The 16,604-nt window shown below is 68.6% G+C and carries 10 protein-coding genes; 3 read left to right on the forward strand and 7 right to left on the reverse strand.

Features of this window, described 5'->3' with window-relative positions; genetic code table 11:
* A partial coding sequence (locus ON22_RS12375) for an ABC transporter permease (protein WP_043740101.1) occupies nucleotides 1-1,466 on the forward strand: 1,466 nt, incomplete at its 5' end.
* 8 nt (nucleotides 1,467-1,474) lie between these two features.
* Here the strand turns inward: ON22_RS12375 and ON22_RS12380 are convergent.
* From ON22_RS12380 to ON22_RS12395, 4 genes are all read right to left on the reverse strand, one after another.
* Nucleotides 1,475-2,869: a condensation domain-containing protein gene (locus ON22_RS12380; RefSeq protein ID WP_033246179.1), complete on the reverse strand. Its 1,395-nt coding sequence runs from the start codon at nucleotides 2,867-2,869 to the stop codon at nucleotides 1,475-1,477.
* Between the two features lie 10 nt (nucleotides 2,870-2,879).
* On the reverse strand, nucleotides 2,880-4,325 hold the full coding sequence (locus ON22_RS12385; protein WP_051157549.1) for an MFS transporter: 1,446 nt from the start codon (nucleotides 4,323-4,325) through the stop codon (nucleotides 2,880-2,882).
* Nucleotides 4,322-11,245, reverse strand: coding sequence for a type I polyketide synthase (locus ON22_RS12390; RefSeq protein WP_081595531.1), 6,924 nt, complete (start codon nucleotides 11,243-11,245; stop codon nucleotides 4,322-4,324). Before ON22_RS12390 ends, ON22_RS12385 begins: the two co-directional genes overlap by 4 nt.
* Nucleotides 11,246-11,484: 239 nt before the next feature.
* Nucleotides 11,485-12,528 (reverse strand): alpha/beta hydrolase, encoded by a 1,044-nt coding sequence (locus ON22_RS12395; protein WP_033246178.1) that lies wholly within the window; start codon nucleotides 12,526-12,528, stop codon nucleotides 11,485-11,487.
* Nucleotides 12,529-12,804: 276 nt separating this feature from the next.
* Between ON22_RS12395 and ON22_RS12400 the strand changes: the two genes are divergently transcribed.
* Complete coding sequence (locus ON22_RS12400) at nucleotides 12,805-13,305, forward strand: SRPBCC family protein (protein ID WP_033246275.1); 501 nt, start codon at nucleotides 12,805-12,807, stop codon at nucleotides 13,303-13,305.
* Nucleotides 13,306-13,347: 42 nt separating this feature from the next.
* Here the strand turns inward: ON22_RS12400 and ON22_RS12405 are convergent, their stop codons facing one another.
* The 3 genes from ON22_RS12405 to ON22_RS12415 form a co-directional block, all read right to left on the reverse strand.
* Nucleotides 13,348-13,725, reverse strand: coding sequence for a hypothetical protein (locus tag ON22_RS12405; protein WP_156052379.1), 378 nt, complete (start codon nucleotides 13,723-13,725; stop codon nucleotides 13,348-13,350).
* A gap of 192 nt (nucleotides 13,726-13,917) precedes the next feature.
* Nucleotides 13,918-14,898, reverse strand: coding sequence for a hypothetical protein (locus tag ON22_RS12410; protein ID WP_033246176.1), 981 nt, complete (start codon nucleotides 14,896-14,898; stop codon nucleotides 13,918-13,920).
* 72 nt (nucleotides 14,899-14,970) lie between these two features.
* Nucleotides 14,971-15,201, reverse strand: a complete 231-nt coding sequence (locus ON22_RS12415) for a hypothetical protein (RefSeq protein ID WP_033246175.1) — start codon at nucleotides 15,199-15,201, stop codon at nucleotides 14,971-14,973.
* Nucleotides 15,202-15,376: 175 nt separating this feature from the next.
* Here ON22_RS12415 and ON22_RS12420 point away from each other — a divergent pair, with 175 nt between their 5' ends.
* Nucleotides 15,377-16,582, forward strand: a complete 1,206-nt coding sequence (locus ON22_RS12420; protein ID WP_051157551.1) for an alpha/beta hydrolase — start codon at nucleotides 15,377-15,379, stop codon at nucleotides 16,580-16,582.
* Nucleotides 16,583-16,604: the final 22 nt, after the last annotated feature.

A 16,604-nucleotide genomic window follows, 5' to 3' on the forward strand; every position in this document is an offset into this window, starting at 1 on the left:
CCGGCTACGCGGTACCAGTCGCCATCGCGTTGTGTGTGCTGGCCAGTGTGGCGGCGTCGGCGTTCGCGGCCCGCGCGGTGTACCGGGTACAACCGATCGAAGCGCTGGTGCCGGTGGGGGCTGCGGCCTCCGATACCGTGCGCCCGGCGCTGCGCTGGGCCGCGGTGGTCCTCGGCCTGTTCATGGTGGGCGCCGCGATCTACCTTGCCGAAACCGATTTCGGGATATGGTCGCTGGCGTCGATCTCCCTGTCCTTCGGTGCCGCGATCGTGCTGTGTTTCGCGGCGACCGGCCCGATTGTGCGCACGGCCGGCGCGATCGCCCGATTGTTCGGTGGTCCCGGCGCGTTGGGCGCCACCACCCTCGAACGCGCACCGCGACGGGTCTGGGCCACCGCGATGACGGTGTTGATCGGGGTGGCGGCCGTCGTGTCCACCGGCAGCGCGACCCGCAACGTCGTCGATTCGGCCGGGGCGAGTTTCGAAAACCTGGCCGCGACCGACTTCTGGGTCACCCCGGGTTCCATGGCGCAGTTCCCGACCGGCCCGCTGCTCCCCGACGGCCTCGAAGAACAACTCGCAGCGGTCCCCGGTGTGGCGGCGGTGAATCCGGCACAGCTGGCATTCGCCAGTGTCGGCGCCGGCCGGGTCCTGCTGCAGGGGTTCCCGGCGGCCTCCGACAATACGAGGTTGAGCTCGGAGATCAGCCCGGAAACCGCCCGCCTGCTCGTCACCGGTCAGGGCGTGGTGGTCTCCCGGGATGTCGCCCGGTCACTGAATGTCGCCGCGGGCAACACCCTCACCCTGCCGACGCCGACGGGCCGCCACGAGGTCCGTGTATTGCAGGTGATCCCGTACTTCTCCGCCATCGCCGGCGTGATCATGATGGATCTCGACCGGATGCGCGGCTGGTATCAACGGCCGGGGGAGACCACCCTGGCCGTCGATCTGACCCCCGGGGCCGACCCGGAAACCGTCCGTGCCGAACTCCGGCGGGTGGTGCCGCCGGAGCTCTATATCGATTCCGGCCGGGAAGCCGTTGCGGCCACTTCGGCGAGCCTGCGCCAGGGAACCGCGCTGGCGACGAATATTCTCTGGATCGTCGTCCTGGTGGCGACCATCGCGCTGCTGAACACCCTGATGCTGTCGGTACTGGACCGCCGCCGCGAGATCGGGGTGTTGCGGGCGATGGGTACCAGCCGTCGTTTCCTGCTGCGGTCGGTACTGGCCGAGGCCGCCGGGATCGGGGTGATCGGTGCAGTCCTCGGCCTGCTCGTCGGCGCCGCCGTGCAGTATCTGTCCGCGATCGCCATCGGCCATGCGATGACCATCGACGTCGTCTACGAACCGAGTCCGCTGCTGGTGGTCTACGGGGTGGTCGCCCTGCTGCTGGCACTGCTCGGTTCGATTCCGCCGGCCCTGCGGGCGGCACGGATGCCGATCGTCGAAGCCCTCGCGGTGGATTGAGGTCCGGCCTACCCGCGTTCGGTCGCGGCCGCCCGGATGAGCCGGCCCAGCGTGTCCAGATAACGCCGCACCGACTCGTGCGCGACCGGATTGTCCGGGTAGATCACGCTGATCGTGGTTTCGGCCGGTAACCGGTTGACCCAGATGAGGGCCTCCTCGCTGGCCGCGCGATTACCGTACAAGCCGCTGCGGGCGATATCGAAGAACTCGCTACCGGCGAAATCGCGGGCATCGACATAGGAGATCATCGGGTTGGACCAGTTCGGCCCGACCTCGATACCGCTCTCGGCCGGTGCCAGCTCGAGCACTCGGTGGATGGTGGTGGTTTTCAGCCGCATACCGTTCTCGTAGGCCCGCTGGGCCCGCGCCACCGTTCGTTCGAACGTGGCACGCGTCCCGATCGGGAACGCGACCGGAACCAGGGCCACATACCAGCCGATGGAGGCCATCTCCTCGAACGTGGCCCGGGTGTTGAGCGGTGTGATGCCGAAATAATAGTCGCTGTCGGCGAGTTCGCGTTCGGCCAGCGCCGCCGCGGCGAACACCCCACCGGCGAACTCGCCGCCATTGTCCCGGCAGACCTTCTCGAAACGAGCCGCCGCGTCCTCATCGAACAATGTCACCGTGCGATGTGCACTGTGGTGCGTACCGCCGTCGCGCAGACCGAGATCCAGCGGGAACGACGGCAGTTCGCCGTCGTTGCCGCGCAGCAGCCGCAACCAGGTGCCGACCTCGGGGGAGGCGAGCGACAGCTGCGCCGAGGCGGCGCGTTCGCGGGCGCAGTACTCGGTGTAGCTGGCGGGCTGCAGGATGGGCGGCGCCTGGTCCCAGGCGTGTTTCGCATACAGGCAAGCAAGTTCGAACGACGAGATGTGCTGACCCACACCGTCGGTGTGCAGGTGATCGATCGCCATGAACACGGTGGTGGATTCGTCGTGTTCGAGGGCCCAGAAGGTGAAACAGTCCCACCGGGTGGGGCCGGGAGTGCGTGCCTGGGCGAGCTCCCGGATCGCGGCGGCGTCGGCGATCGGCCCGTGATCGACGGGCGCGAATTCGATCTCGCCGGGTTCCATCAGGTGCCGCCGCAGCGCGCCGTCGGGTTCGAGGGCGAACCAGCTGCGGAAAGTATCGTGCCGGGTGAGGAATTCGTTGACCGCCCGGGTCATTGCCGCGCGGTCGAGTACGGCCGGGACCTCCGCGGTGACCAGGCACAACCCGGAACCCCGGTCGCCGGTGCCGGTAGTACGGTGCGCCTGTCGCAGATAGTGCTCCTGCTGATGCGACGGCGGTGCGTTGTGCGCCGGTGCCGCGGCGGCCGCGGCCCGCGCGGCGGGGGTCGCCTCCCAGCTCACCACCCGTCCGGGCGCGGGATTCCATTCGTCGATGAGTCCGAAATCGACCATCTCGTATTCCTCAGTTCACCGCCGGCGCGCGTGCCGTAGCGGAATTGTCCGGCGTGGCCGGTTCGGGAAGGGCCAGGGTGACGGCGGCCAGCACCAGTGCGAGCACCGCGATCGCCGACAGCATCACGGTGCTGCCGCCGAGCGTATGGGCGCGGAAGAACGCCGTCGCCAGCAGTGCGAGGCCGACGCCGTTGCCGATCTGTTCGATGGTGGGGACCAGCCCGGAGGCCTCGGCCATCTGCGCATCGTCGAGACCGGACAGCATGAGGGGTTGTAGCGGTACCGCGAAAACCCCGGCGCCGAACCCGCACAGGAAAACCGGCGCGGCGCACAGCAGCATATTCACCTGCCCGCCGGTGATGTTCACATACACGACGCCCATGAGCACACACGCCGCGTACAGCACGAGACCGCCCGCGAGTACCCGCACCCCCCACCGTCTCACCAGGATCGGTGACAGCAGGGCACCGGCGCCGGCGCCGAGCGCAAACGGGGTCATCGCGATCCCGGTGCGCAGGGCCGAGAACTCCAGCACATCCTGCAGGGTGATGGAAATGGCGAAGACGAAGGCGGTGAACAGCCCGAAGAAACCGGTGATCACGATCGAGCCGACCGCGAAACCACGGTCGGCGAACAGATCCAGCCGCACCAGCGGCCCGGTATCGCGGCGGGTGGCGGCGCGTTCGTGGAGCAGGGTGAGCGCGCCCAGCCCGAGCGCCGCCACGGCGATCAGGCACGGAATCGGGCGCCAACCGTGCAGGTGGATTTCCGAGAGCGCGTACAGCAGAGCGAAAAGCGTTGCCGCGCAGAGAACTACACCGGGGAAATCCATCGGAACGTGCTGCTGCGGCGTCTCCAGGCGCAGAAAACGCCAGGCGAGGACGAAGGTCACGACCCCGAGCGGCAGATTCATCAGGAAAATACTGTGCCAACCGAGCCCGGCGATATCGGCGGTGACCAGGCCGCCGCCCAGGATCGGCCCGAGCAGGCCCGCGAAACCCGAGGTGGCGCCGTAGAGCGCGAACACCTGGGTATGCATCCGGCGCGGGAACAGGGCGGTGAGGATCGCGATGGTCTGCGCCGCCATCCCCCCACCGGCCACACCCTGGACGATCCGCGCCAGAACGAGCTCACCGGCACTGTCGGCCGTACCGCACCACACCGACGCCGCGGTGAACGCGACGACTGCGAACAGGAACATCCGCCGCCGCCCGATCCGGGCACCCAGCCGGGCAGCGGCGAGCAGGGTGCACGCGAAGGCCAGCGAGTACCCGGACACGATGAGCAATTGCTGTGCGGAACTCGCGTGCAGATCGGCGGTGATCTCGGGGAGCGCGGTGTTGACGATCGTCACGTCGATCATCTGCATGAACACCGAGAGCAGACAGCCGGCGAAGGCCGCCCAAGCGCCCGCCCCGGCGCCGGCCCGGGTGTCCGCCGTAGTGCCGGTGATCACCGCGGAGCCTCCCTGCCGAGTAACACGCGCGCGCTCCCTACGGACTCGGTGCCGCTGCCCCCTACGGATTCGCCGCCGTTACCTGCCACGGGCTCGGCGCCGTCGCCACCCGCCGTCTCACCGCCGTTATCCGCTGCCGGTTCACCGCTCGTCGGCCCGCCGCCGTTGCCTGCTGCCGGCTCACCACTGGGCCGGTCTCCGTTACTTGTTGCGAACTCCGTGCTGTCGGCTCCTGTCGGGCCGCTGCCATCACCTGTTACGGGTCGGCCGTTGTTGTCGGTTATCGGTTCGCCATCGGTGCGTGGTGCCGGCCCGACGTGATTGTCTGCCGGCTTCCCCTCGCCGTTGCCCGCTGTCGATTCGACGCGGTGTGCTGCCGCCGGCCTGTCCTCGTGGCTGCCCGCCGCCGTGCCGTTACTGTCGGCTTTCCTGCTGTCGGCGGCGCCGTCGGCCCGGGCACTACCGTCCACGGTCCCCGTCCCGTTGCCGAGGGCAGTTCCGGGTTTCCAGGTCACGGCCACCTTCCCGGAGGAGACGGGCGTGGCATCCGGAGAGCCGTCCGGTCCGGGCGCGGAACCCGGCAGGGACGCCGCGAATCCGGCCGCCGGATCGGTGGCCAGAATCAGCTCGGCCACCTTCGGCCCCGCCTGTTCGAGGCTGAACGCGCGCCCCATCTGCAGCGACATGAGCTCGATGCCGAGCTGTTTGCTGACCCGGGAACCGAATTCGACGGCCATCAGCGAATCCAGGCCCAGTTCGGTGACCGGGACGGTCAGGTCGATGGTGTCGGGTTGTACCCCCATGACGACGGCGAGTTGGTCGGCGAGCATCCGGGCCATGGCCTGCCCGCGTTTACCCTCTTCGAGGGCGGTCAGGTCGGCTTTCAGTTTCGCCAGCATCGAGTTGTCCTGGACCGAGGCCGCGACGAGCGCGGCGAGCCGTCCGGTGCGGCTCATCTGCGGGAACGCCGCGGTGAGTTTCGACCAGTCGGTGGGGATGACGGCGGCCCGGGTGACGCCCAGTCGCAGGGCCTGTTCCAGGTAGAGGGTGCCGTCGGCCATATCGATCGGCCCGAAACCGGCCAGCTCCAGGTATTTCGCGACCTTCTCGTCGGCGGCCATACCGCCGGCGGCACCGGACATATGGCCCCAGCCCACGCACAGCACCCGTTCCCCGGCCCGCGACCATTCCTCGGCGAGGGCTTCCACGGCGAGGTTGGCGGCGGTGTAGTTGTACTGACCGAAGATCCCGAACATGGAGCCGCCGGAGGAGTACAGCACGAACATATCCGGTCGCGCCCCGGCCCCGGTGACCGCGTCGTGCAGTATCCGGGCGCCGTGCACTTTCGACCGGTAGACCCGCGCCAGCTGCTCGGCGTCCATATGTTCGACCCGGTTGTCCGCGACCGCCCCGGCAGCGTGGAAGACACCGCGCAGCGGATACCGCGGATCGTGGGCCCGGGCCACCAGCGCGGTGACCGTCGCGGCGTCGGCGATATCGGCCCGTTCCTCGATCACGGTGACCTCGGCGGCTCGCCACGCGGCCAGTTGCCGGCGGGCCGCGGGTGTAGCGGCACCACTGCGACCCACCAGCACCAGCCGGCGCGCGCCCTTGGCGACGAGCCAGGTCCCGGTGGCCATGCCGAAACCACCGAATCCGCCGGCGATCAGATAGGTTCCCGCCGGGTCGATCTCCAGTTCGGGCAGCATCGGCCGGACCGGCGGCGCCTCGTCGGACAGTGACAGGGCGATCCGGCCGATCTTGGTCGAGCGGATGGTGTCGTCGAACGCCTTGGCGACCTCGTGCGTTCCGTACAGCTCGTAGGGCAGCGGCCGGTATTCGCCGGTCTGGAACTTCTCCACCACCCGGCGCAGCAGATCCGCCAGTTGTAGTGGCCGGAACCGGCACATGCGGTCGAGGTCCATCGAGAAGTAGGACAAATTCTTGTCGAATACGGCGAGTTCGAGCAGCCCGCCGGTGTAGATATCGGCCTTACCGACCTCGACGATGCGCCCGAATTCCCGGATGGCCTTGAAGTTCTGCCGCAGGGCCTCACCCGGCGCCGAACTGAGAATCACGTCCACCCCGGCACCGTCGGTGAGGGCGAGGACGTCGTCGGCGAAGTTGAGCGACCGTGAGTTCAACGTATGGTCGGCGCCGAGTTCGCGGATATGTGCCCGCCGCTCTTCGGTACTCGCCGTCCCGATGATCCGCGCCCCGCGCGTTTTGGCCACCTGGATCGCCGCGGAACCCACACCGCCGGCGGCGCCGTGGATGAGCACGGTTTCGCCGGGTTCGAGGCGGGCGAGGTCGAGCAGGGAGTATTCGGCCGTGCCGAACGCGGTGGTGCTGGTGCACACCGCGGGATCGGTACCGGCGGGCAGCGGAATAACCGCGGTGCGGTCGACGATGTGGTATCGCCGCATCATGCCTTTCGCCGCCAGTGCGACCAGATCGCCGACCGCGATATCGGTGACCCCGGCACCGACCCGGGTGACGGCACCGACACCTTCCATTCCGGGACTCGTGCCGAAGAAGGTTTCGGCGAGTTCGCGTTCACCGAGAATCCCCATGACCTTGAGCGGGTCCTTGTAGTTGAGGCCGATGATGCGCATCCCGACCTCGACCTCGCCCGGCCCGGGATCCCGCCGCGGTGTACGCCGCCAGGCCAGTGCGGACAGCAGTTTCGATTTCGGGATCTCGAGCTCGAAATCGGCCTCGGGGTCGGTGAGTGGTTCGGCGGTTTCCAGGATATCGATACGTTCCTGCAGCGGGGTGGTGATCCGCGGCAGCCAGCGTGCGCCGGCGCGCAGTAGCACCTCGTCGGAGTTGTCGTACTGGAATGCGCCCGGGACGCCCAGTTCGATGACGAGGTCGTCGAGGGATGTACCGGGTTCGGTATCGATGAGCCGCCAGCGCAGCGCGGGCTGTTCGTTCAGCAGCACCCGCCGTGCACCGGCCAGCGCCGCCTGGCGCGAATCGGGCGGTGCGGGCGTATCGGGCAGGGCGAAGGCATGTTCGGTGACCAGCGTGATATGGCAGGAACCATCGCCGATACCGACGATCGGGGTATCGCCCTCACCGGGTGCGGCGAATTCGTGGGTGGCGACCGCGATCCGTTTCAGGGTCCACAGATCGGCCAGATCGTCCTCGATCCGCCCGGCCACGATCACCACATGGATGCGGTCGGTCTCGGGTTCTTCCGTGCTCGTGCGCAGCAGCTCGGTCAGCTCGGTCTCGAGATCGGGATCGTCGCCCGTGGTGAGCCGGTACCTGGCGCCGGGCAGGGTTTCGGCCAGTGCCCGGGCTCGGTCGCTGTCGCCCAGTGCAAGGATTACGGTCGCCGGGGTCCCGGTCTCACCGAGTGTCGCGGTATCGATGGGTTCGGCCGGCTCCATGGTGTCGGAGTAGTAGAAGTCGGCCATCCGCTGCAGTGGGCTGCCACCGGGCGTGAGGGCGCCGAGGCGCACCCCGATCAGATGCAGGCAGAGGGTCCCGTCGACGGCGAGCAACCGCACATCAGCGAGGCGCCCCGATTCCGGGTCACGCCGCGCGACAACGGTCACCTCCTCGGGCAACGCCCGGTACATCCGCACGGCCTCGACCCCGACCGGAACCATCGCACCGTCGCCGAGCCCGTCCTGCGCGAACAGCAGTGCGACGGTCTGCATCGCGGCGTCCACCACCGCGGGATGCGCGAGATGTCCGGAGCCGGCGGCGATGGTCGCATCGACGGTGGCAACCACCGCATCGCGTCCGGCACGCACCGCCGTGACCCGCCGGAAAGCCGGACCGTACTGCAGTCCGCGCGAGGCCAGGGCCGCATAGAACAGTTCGGGTTCGAAGTCGACCGCGGACTCCGGTTCCGGCACCGTATCCACGATCGTTTCGTAACTGCCGTTGAGGATGCGGCCCGTGGAATGCACCGTCCACACCGATCCGGTGGCGCTGCGCGACCGGATCAGGAACCGGCCGCCGCCTTCCTCGATACCCAGTTCCAGGAACGGCACATCCGGTTGCGCCATGACCATCGGCGCCACGAACCGTACGTCCTCGAGCGCGACCCGGGTATCACCGGAGCGGGTGGCGGCCGCGCTCAGTGCCGCGTCCAGATACGCCGCGCCGGGCATGATCCGCATCCCGCCCACGACATGATCGGGCAGCCACGGCAACAGTTCGGTCCCGACCTGAAGCATCCAGCCCGGCCGGCCTTCCATATCCGGGTCGCCGAGCATCGTATAGGTGCCGGGGCTGCCGAGCCGCAGCTGTTCGAACAGCGGCAGCGGATTGTGCAGCCGGGTGTTCTGCCACGGATACCGCGGTAGCGGCAGATGTTCGGTGGCGGGGCCCTCCGGCGGGAACAGTGCCGCGATATCGAGGACACCGGCGGCGTACACACCGGCGATCGCACGGCGGATACTGTCGGCGTCGTGCGCTTTACGGTTCAGAGTGGCAACCGTCGCACCGTTCTCGCCGGCGGCGAGCAGCACCTCCCGGATATTTCCGGACAGCACCGGATGCGGCCCGACCTCGACGAACACCCGGTGCCCGGCGGAGACCAGACCGGCGATAGCGTCGGCGAATCGGACCGGCTGCCGGACATTGGCACACCAGTATTCGGCATCGAAACCGTCCTCGGCCTCGACCACCGCCTGCGCGGTCACCGTGGACACCAGCGGGATCCGCGGCGCCCGCGGGGACAGCTCCGCGAGCGCGGTGCGCAATTCGCCGAGGATCGGGTCCATGAACCGGCTGTGGTAGGGCACCTCGACCCGTAGCGCGCGGGCGAAGGCGCCGTCCTCGGTGAGCTTCTCGGCGATCTCGTCGAGGCGGTCAACATCACCGGCCAGGGTGAGCGATCCGGGACTGTTGACCGCCGCGATATCCACCGCAGCGTCGTCACCGATATATTCGCGGACCTTCTCCGCGCCGGTGCCGACGGCGAGCATCGCGCCCGTCCCCGCGGTGGTGGCCTGTAGCCGGGACCGGTGATAGGCGACGGTGACGGCTTCGCGCAGGGTGAGCATCCCGGTCACATACGCGGCCGATACCTCGCCGACGCTATGGCCCACGATCCGCGCGGGAGTGATTCCGTACTGCGCGAGTTCGGCCACCAGCCCGACCTGCACCAGGAAGTTCGCCGGTTGAGCGACTTCGGTCGCGGTGACCCGGGACTCCTTCTCGGGCCGCAGCAGTTCTTCGAGGATCGACCAGCCGGCCACCTCGGCGAACGCGGCGTCGACGGTGCGCGCGGTCGCGGCGAAAACACCGTCGGCGGCGAGCAGGTCGCGGGCCATACCCCACCACTGCGGCCCCATCCCGGAGAAGACGAAGACCGGTTCGTCGGTGCGTTGGGAGACGGTGCGCACCGCATCGCGCCCTTCACCGCCCGCGTACTGCCGCAGCTCCGCGACGAGTTCCGCGCGTTCCCGCAGCGGTACTCCGGTGCGGAACTGGTGGTGCGCCAGCCGGGTCCACGCGGCCTCGGCCAGATGATCGGGGTCCGCGCCCGCCGCGAGGAGATCGGCGAACCGGCCCGCCATGGCACGGACCGCGGGAGCGCTACGCGCCGAGACCGGCAGCACCCCGAGATGGTGGCGTTCGCGGTCGGCCGGGGAAGTGGCGGCGGGCCGGAACTCCTGCAGGATCGTATGCGCGTTGGTGCCGCCGTAGCCGAAGCCGTTCACCGCGATCGTCATCGGACCCGCGTCCGCGGGCAGCGGTTGCGGTTCGAGCTGGATATGCAGATTGAGATCGGCGAACGGGATATCGGGGTTGGGTTCGTCGAGCCAGCCCTGCGGCGGGATGGTGCGGTGCTGCAGGGCCAGCGCCGATTTGATGACACTGGCGATCCCGGAGGCGGCCTCGGTATGCCCGAGCGTGGCCTTCAGCGAGCCCACACCGAGCGTTTCCGGACGGCTCTCGGCGGCGCCGTAGACCGTGCCCAGAGCGCGCAGTTCGATCGGGTCGCCCACCGGTGTGCCGGTGCCGTGTGCCTCGACATAGGTGATCTCTTCGGGTGTGAGCCCCGACCGCGCGCAGACCGCCCGGGCGAGCGCTTCCTGGGAATCGGCGTTGGGCACGGTGATGGCCGCGGTGCGCCCGTCCTGGTTGGACCCGGTCGCCTTGACCACCGCGTAGATGCGGTCGCCGTCGCGCACTGCTTCGTCGAGCTTCTTGAGAACGACGATGCCGCCACCCTCGCCGCGGCCGTAGCCGTCCCCGGCCGCATCGAAGGATTTACAGCGGCCGTCGGCTGCCAGGAAGCCGCCCTTGCACATCATGACGAAGGTTTCCGGCTGCAGCATGACATTCACACCGCCGGCCAGGGCCATCGTGCAGTCGCCGTTCTCGAGCGCCTGACAGGCCAGATGGAACGCCACCAGCGACGAAGAACAGGCGGTATCGATGGTGAGCGCGGGCCCGACCAGGTCGAGGGCGTAGGCGATCCGGTTCGACAGCATGGTGTAGGACGCCGACGCCGCAGTGTGCATATCCACATGTGCCAGCGCCGGGCCCACCACACCGACCACGGACTGGTCGACCACGAAACCGCCGATATAGACACCGACCGATTCCCCGCCGGCCTTACCGGCTACCCCGGCATCGTCGAGTGCCTCCCAGGTGACCTCGAGCAGGAGACGCTGCTGCGGGTCGAGACCGGTGGCTTCACGCGGGGAGATACCGAAGAAATCGGGATCGAATTCCCAGGGATCGGTGGTGAGGAACGCACCCCGTTTGGTGTAGCTGCGACCGGGTGTGCGTTTTTCCGGGTCGTAGTAGCGCCGGTAATCCCAGCGGTCGGCGGGGATCTCGACGACGGCATCGCGTTTACCGGCCACGAAATCCCAGAACGATTCCGGAGAGTCGATTCCCCCTCCGAATCGGCAGCCGATACCGACTATGGCAATGTCCGACATCTACGTGTCCTCCCGGATCCGGGTGAGCTGCGGTGTTCGCCGCCGGCGCCGCCGGAAACATCAGTTGCGATGAAAGTCCGACAGAAGTGCCAAAGGTTCGCAAAATATCCGGTGCCGCTACGGCATCGGGGCCGACGCTACCGATGCCGTTCGAGTGTCTGGAACCGCTTCCGGACAACCTTCCGTCACCACACAAGCGGTCACCGGCCGAATTGTGAAGTAGCCCAGTATGGTTGCGTTCACCCGCGCAACGCCGCAGCGAACAGCGGCCACGAATCATGGAGTTCCCGCTGCCAGTACCCCCAGGAATGCGTACCGTCGGGTCGTAGCGCCACCGTCGCCGGGATGCCCAGCTCGTGCAGGCGTTCACCCAGCCGGGCCGTACATTGCGCCGCGACCGTCTCCAGGGCGCCGCCGATCAGCAGCTGGTCGAGCAACTTGCCCGGATTATGCCGGATACCCGGGCCTTCCATGGTGTCGAGAGCGCCGGGTGCACCGGTTCCGGCGGAGACGTACAGGGCGAGTCCACGTAACTTCCCGGCGTGCAGGAACGGATCGTTGTCCGACCACGCCGGATCCTGCGGCGGACCCCACATGTTGAGTGGATTCCCCCCATAGCTGCGCACTACCATTTCGACCATCGCGCGACCCTGTGGATCACTGGTCCGGACACAGCCGCTGTAGGAGCCGAGCGCACGGTACCGGCCGGGGGCGGCGAGGGCGAGCTGGAATACCGACGCCGCGGCCATCGAGACCCCGGCGAGCGCGTTGGCGCCGCTGCCGCGGTAGGCGGCGTCGATCAACGGCGGCAGTTCCGCGGCGAGGAAGGTGGTCCAGCGCTGGCGGCCCAGTACGGGGTCGTCGGCACGCCAATCGGTGAAATAACTGCCTGCGCCGCCGATCGGGTTGACGACGGTGACCTGTTCGGAGCCGAAGAATTCGGTCAGATCGGTGCGGTCGAACCAGTTGCCCCCGTCGCCGCCGCCGGTGATCCCGTTCAGCAAGTACAGCACCGGCGCCGCGGCCGCCGGATCTGCGGCCGGTAACACCCGTACCGGGATCTCCCGGCCCATAACGGCCGAGTACACGGCCAGTTCGACCGCGCGCCCGCCGAGTGCCCGGGTGCCGGTTATCCGGGATTCCGGCGTCCCCGGCCGGTCGGGCGCGGCGGGCGCACCCGGGTACGGAGGTGCGGCGGAGCCGGGGGAGACCGCGACGGGTACGAGAGCGAGCACGGCCACGAGGACGAGCAGGATCCGGCGCGTGCGGCGTGGGTGACGCATCGCCGGAAGTTATTGCGCCCGGCGGCCTGCCGGACGGGATTCGGCTCAACTCTGTGATGTGGGCCAGCGCGTGATGGATTTTCCTGCCACCGGTCCCAAGCCGGTCCGGCCGGCGGGGGCGAGCCGGAGATATGGACATACGACTGGACAGGTGTCACCATCGGTGCGCAGCCGGTATTCCGTGGCTGTGCCGAGCGACGAGAGGAACAGACGCGTGGACATCCGTGCGAATCGGGGACCGGAGCACAGGATCGGCGGTGGCCGGCGATGAGCACCATGCGTCCTTGTGAACGGGTCGGGCTCGAATTCCTCGAGAATGCGCCGGTGCGGTGCAGTAACAGCGTGGACCTGGCGATCACTCCCGAGCAACTGTTCGAGGTACTGGCCGATGCCGAATCCTGGCCGCAGTGGGCGAGCGTGATCACCAAGGTCACCTGGACCAGCCCGGAGCCCCGTGGCGTCGGCACGACCCGGATGGTCGATATGCGTGGCGGGCTCGTCGGTGACGAGGAATTCCTGGTCTGGGAACCGAACACCCGGATGGCGTTCCGGTTCAACAGTTGCTCCACCGGCGCCCTCGGGGCATTCGCCGAGGACTACCGGATCGAGCCGACACCGGAGGGCTGCCGGCTCACCTGGACCCTCGCACAGCGCCTGGCCGGGCCTGCGCGTTTCACGGCGTTCGCGGCGACACCCTTCATGAATATGGCGTTCCGCCGGTTCCTGGCCAACCTGCGCCGCTACACCGATCAGCGGTTCGCTCCCGCGCAGCCCTGAATGCGACCGGGGCGGACTGCGTCGTCCGCCCCGGGCCGGGTCTCAGCCCATCAGCAGTGAGCCCGCCAGCCAGGCGGCCAGCACCAATACCACCCCGATCAGCGCGCCCGGATACAGCGCACGCCCGCTGCGTGCCGCGTTCACCGAGGTGGCGGCGCCGATCAGGAAGCCGAAGCAGCCACCCAGCACGATGATCCAGTTCCCGGTACTCGGATCGGTATTGCAACCGGTACGCCCTTCACAGACGCCCATCGCCAGCAGGAACCACGGGGAGATGACCACCGAGACGATGGCCAGCGTGGCGAGCAGGAACCACAGCAGCGCGGTGATCACCAGATCGGGCCCGCGCGGAGCGGGCAGCGGCGCGCCCCGGCCGTAGGCCTCGTCCGGGATGGGGGCGACGGGGTAGTCGGTGGACATCTGATTCGGGAACATATGCCTCGCGATCGCTCGAGCCGACAGGGCCGCTGATAGGTATTTCGGAACCGTGCCTGTGCCGCAACTGATCCGGCACGCGCGCGACACTACACTGCGTGGCCGGTCCATGGTGGGGTCCGTGATGATCGGGCCCCGGCCGGCCTCGCGAACCGGACGGTGCGGTGTGGCCCGCGTCTAACGTTGCGGTGTCCCGGGCGGCCGGGCGTCATCCGGCGGATCGCTCTCCACCCCCCGCACCCCTTCCGGTTCTGCTGCCGGGGTTTCCACGGCCGGCGCCGGCGCCGGTGCCGGTGTCCGATCGGCGCCCGTCGCCACGTAATTGCTCGTCGTCGCCCGGGACACACTGACCCGCCAGGGAATCCACGACCACGGCGACCCGTCCGTGCGGCGCGGCACCATCGCGACCGCCACCACCGCCCCTGCCACAGCGGTCACCACTGCGGCAATCGCGGCCGTGGTGACCGTACCCGAGGCCACGTAGTCGATCCGATTCAAACCGGCCACCGGTTTGGTGCCGTCGTTGAACGCCCAGTCGATCCAGGAGCCGATCTGACCGCCGAGATCCCAGCGCCGGGCCGTCATATCCTTGAGGCTCTTCTGCCGGGACGTCAGATACAGCAGGTTCACCACGACCAATATCGCGGTGAGCACGGAAGCGCCGGTGGCGATCCGGGCGAAACGTGGTGAATCGGTGACGATGTAGATCGCCACGGCAGCGAGGCAGACCGCGATCGCGGCACTGGCGGTCACCGCCCACGAACCCGTCAGATCGGCGGCGGGCGGTGCGCCCTTGGAGGACCATACGGACAGGTAACGGGTGGTCGTATCGATCCGCCCGAACGCCGTTGCCGCGGCCGTTCCGTCCGGTCCGTTCGCCACCATCCAGTGCTGGAACATCAGGATGAACGCGACGATGCCCCCGAGTGCACTGAATACGTAGCCCCACTTACCGGTCAGCCGTGGTGCCGTGCGGATATCGTCGGCCCGGCCGCGGGCTCGCCGCAACAGGGCGGTGGCCGCGGCCCGGCGCTCGTTCCACCGCTGTATCCGGTCCCGGGCCGGGTCCGTGGCCCCCGCGCTACCCGGGGTACCGGCAAACGAGGAGCGCACCGCGTCGGTATCCGCGCTGCGGCCCCACGGGGTCGGTTTTGCCATCACCCCAGTGTATTTCTGCGCCCACTGCTGGGAATAGGTGATAGAAACGCCTGTGCCTCAACAGGTTCGACGCTACGCGGCATCCGTTGGCTGTGCGTGCCCGTTGGCCACCAGATCGACCACGGTATCGCGGAGCACGGCCTGGATACGGTGCGCATGCTCGAGGAGCGCGGCCGAGGATGCGCCGTGACCGGGCGGCTCCGCTTCGGCGGCGGCTACCAGGTCGTTGGCGGTATGACACAGTGCCAGCAAGCGCCGCACCATATCCCGCCGCTCGGCGGCCGGTATGACTTCTGCTTCCACGAAGATGTCATCGTCTCCGGCGGATTCGTTGTTTCGCGGTCCCGGCAGATCGCCGAATACACCGGACCGGAGAGCCCGGGCATACCGGCGCCCCGCACGGCACCGGATCGTCCGGTCCCGCATCGCTTCGGTAGCGTCCACATCACTGTCGATCTACCCGCCGGGAGGTAAAACGGTGTACGCAGGCCGGGTTCTGCTGACGCTACTGGCTGCTGTGCTCGTGGTGCCGGTTGCCGCCTGCGGTTCCTCCGACGACGGGCAGGCCACCGCTCCCGCGAACCGCGGGGAGATCGTATCGGTGACCCCGATGCCGGCGATGAACGCCTCGGAAACCAGCGCCTATCTCGACAAGTGGCAATACCCCCTGCTGCAGGCAGGGGGTGTCCGCCGCTACAGCGTCGAATACCGGACCGTCGCCGCGGACGGTGCCCCCACCACCGCCAGCGGATTGGTCGTGGTGCCCGATACCGAGAATCCCCGCCTGCGCGCGGTGTCCTACGCGCACGGCACGATCATGCGCCGCGACGAGGCACCGACCGCCTACGGCGAAACCGACCGCGCCCGGGCGACCCTGTTCGCCGCCGCCGGCTACCTCGCCGTGGCCCCGGACTACCTCGGACTGGGTACCGGGCCGGGACCACACCCCTATGCGCACGCGCCGTCGGAGGGCACCGCGTCCGCGGACCTCCTGCTCGCGGCCCGCGAGCTGCTCGACCGGCAGGATCGTGAGCTTCACCCCGAGGTCCTGGTCACCGGATTCTCCCAGGGTGGGCAGGCCGCACTCGCCCTCGCGCGGGATCTGCGCGAAGGCGAGGTGGACGGTTTCGGTCTCGGTGCGACGGCCGCGGTGAGTGGACCGTACGCCGTCCAGGAGGTCCAGGCGCCGGCGGCGTTGGACGGGCGGGTGGGCCCGCGCCAGGCGGTGGTCTACCTCGCCTACTGGATCACCGCGATGAACCGTATCTACCACCTGTACGACCAGCCCGCCGAAGCATTCCGGCAACCGTACGCACAGGGCGTCGAGGAACTCTTCGACGGCCGCCACGATATGCTCCGGATCGGGGCGGGCCTCCCGCGGACACCGCAGGAACTGCTCACCCCGGAATTCCTGTCCCTGGCCCTGAACCCGACCGGTGCTGCCCTGCGTGCCATGGCCGACAGCGATGCGGTGTGCGACTGGCAGGCCGGTGTTCCGGTCCGGTTGTACGCCGCTCCGGGTGACCGCAGTGTGCCGTTCGAGAATTCGCAGCGCTGTATGAAATCCGAACTCGGCGCCGATGCCGAGCTCATCGAACTCGGCGATCTCGACCACGGCGGTACGGTACGTGCGGCCCTCCCGCAGATCCTCGAATGGTTCCGGAATACGGCACCGCCCGCCTGAACCGGTGGGTTCGGGCGGGCGG

Origin of the sequence: Nocardia carnea NBRC 14403 (genome assembly GCF_000308515.1) — a bacterium.
Taxonomy (GTDB): Bacteria; Actinomycetota; Actinomycetes; order Mycobacteriales; family Mycobacteriaceae; genus Nocardia; species Nocardia carnea.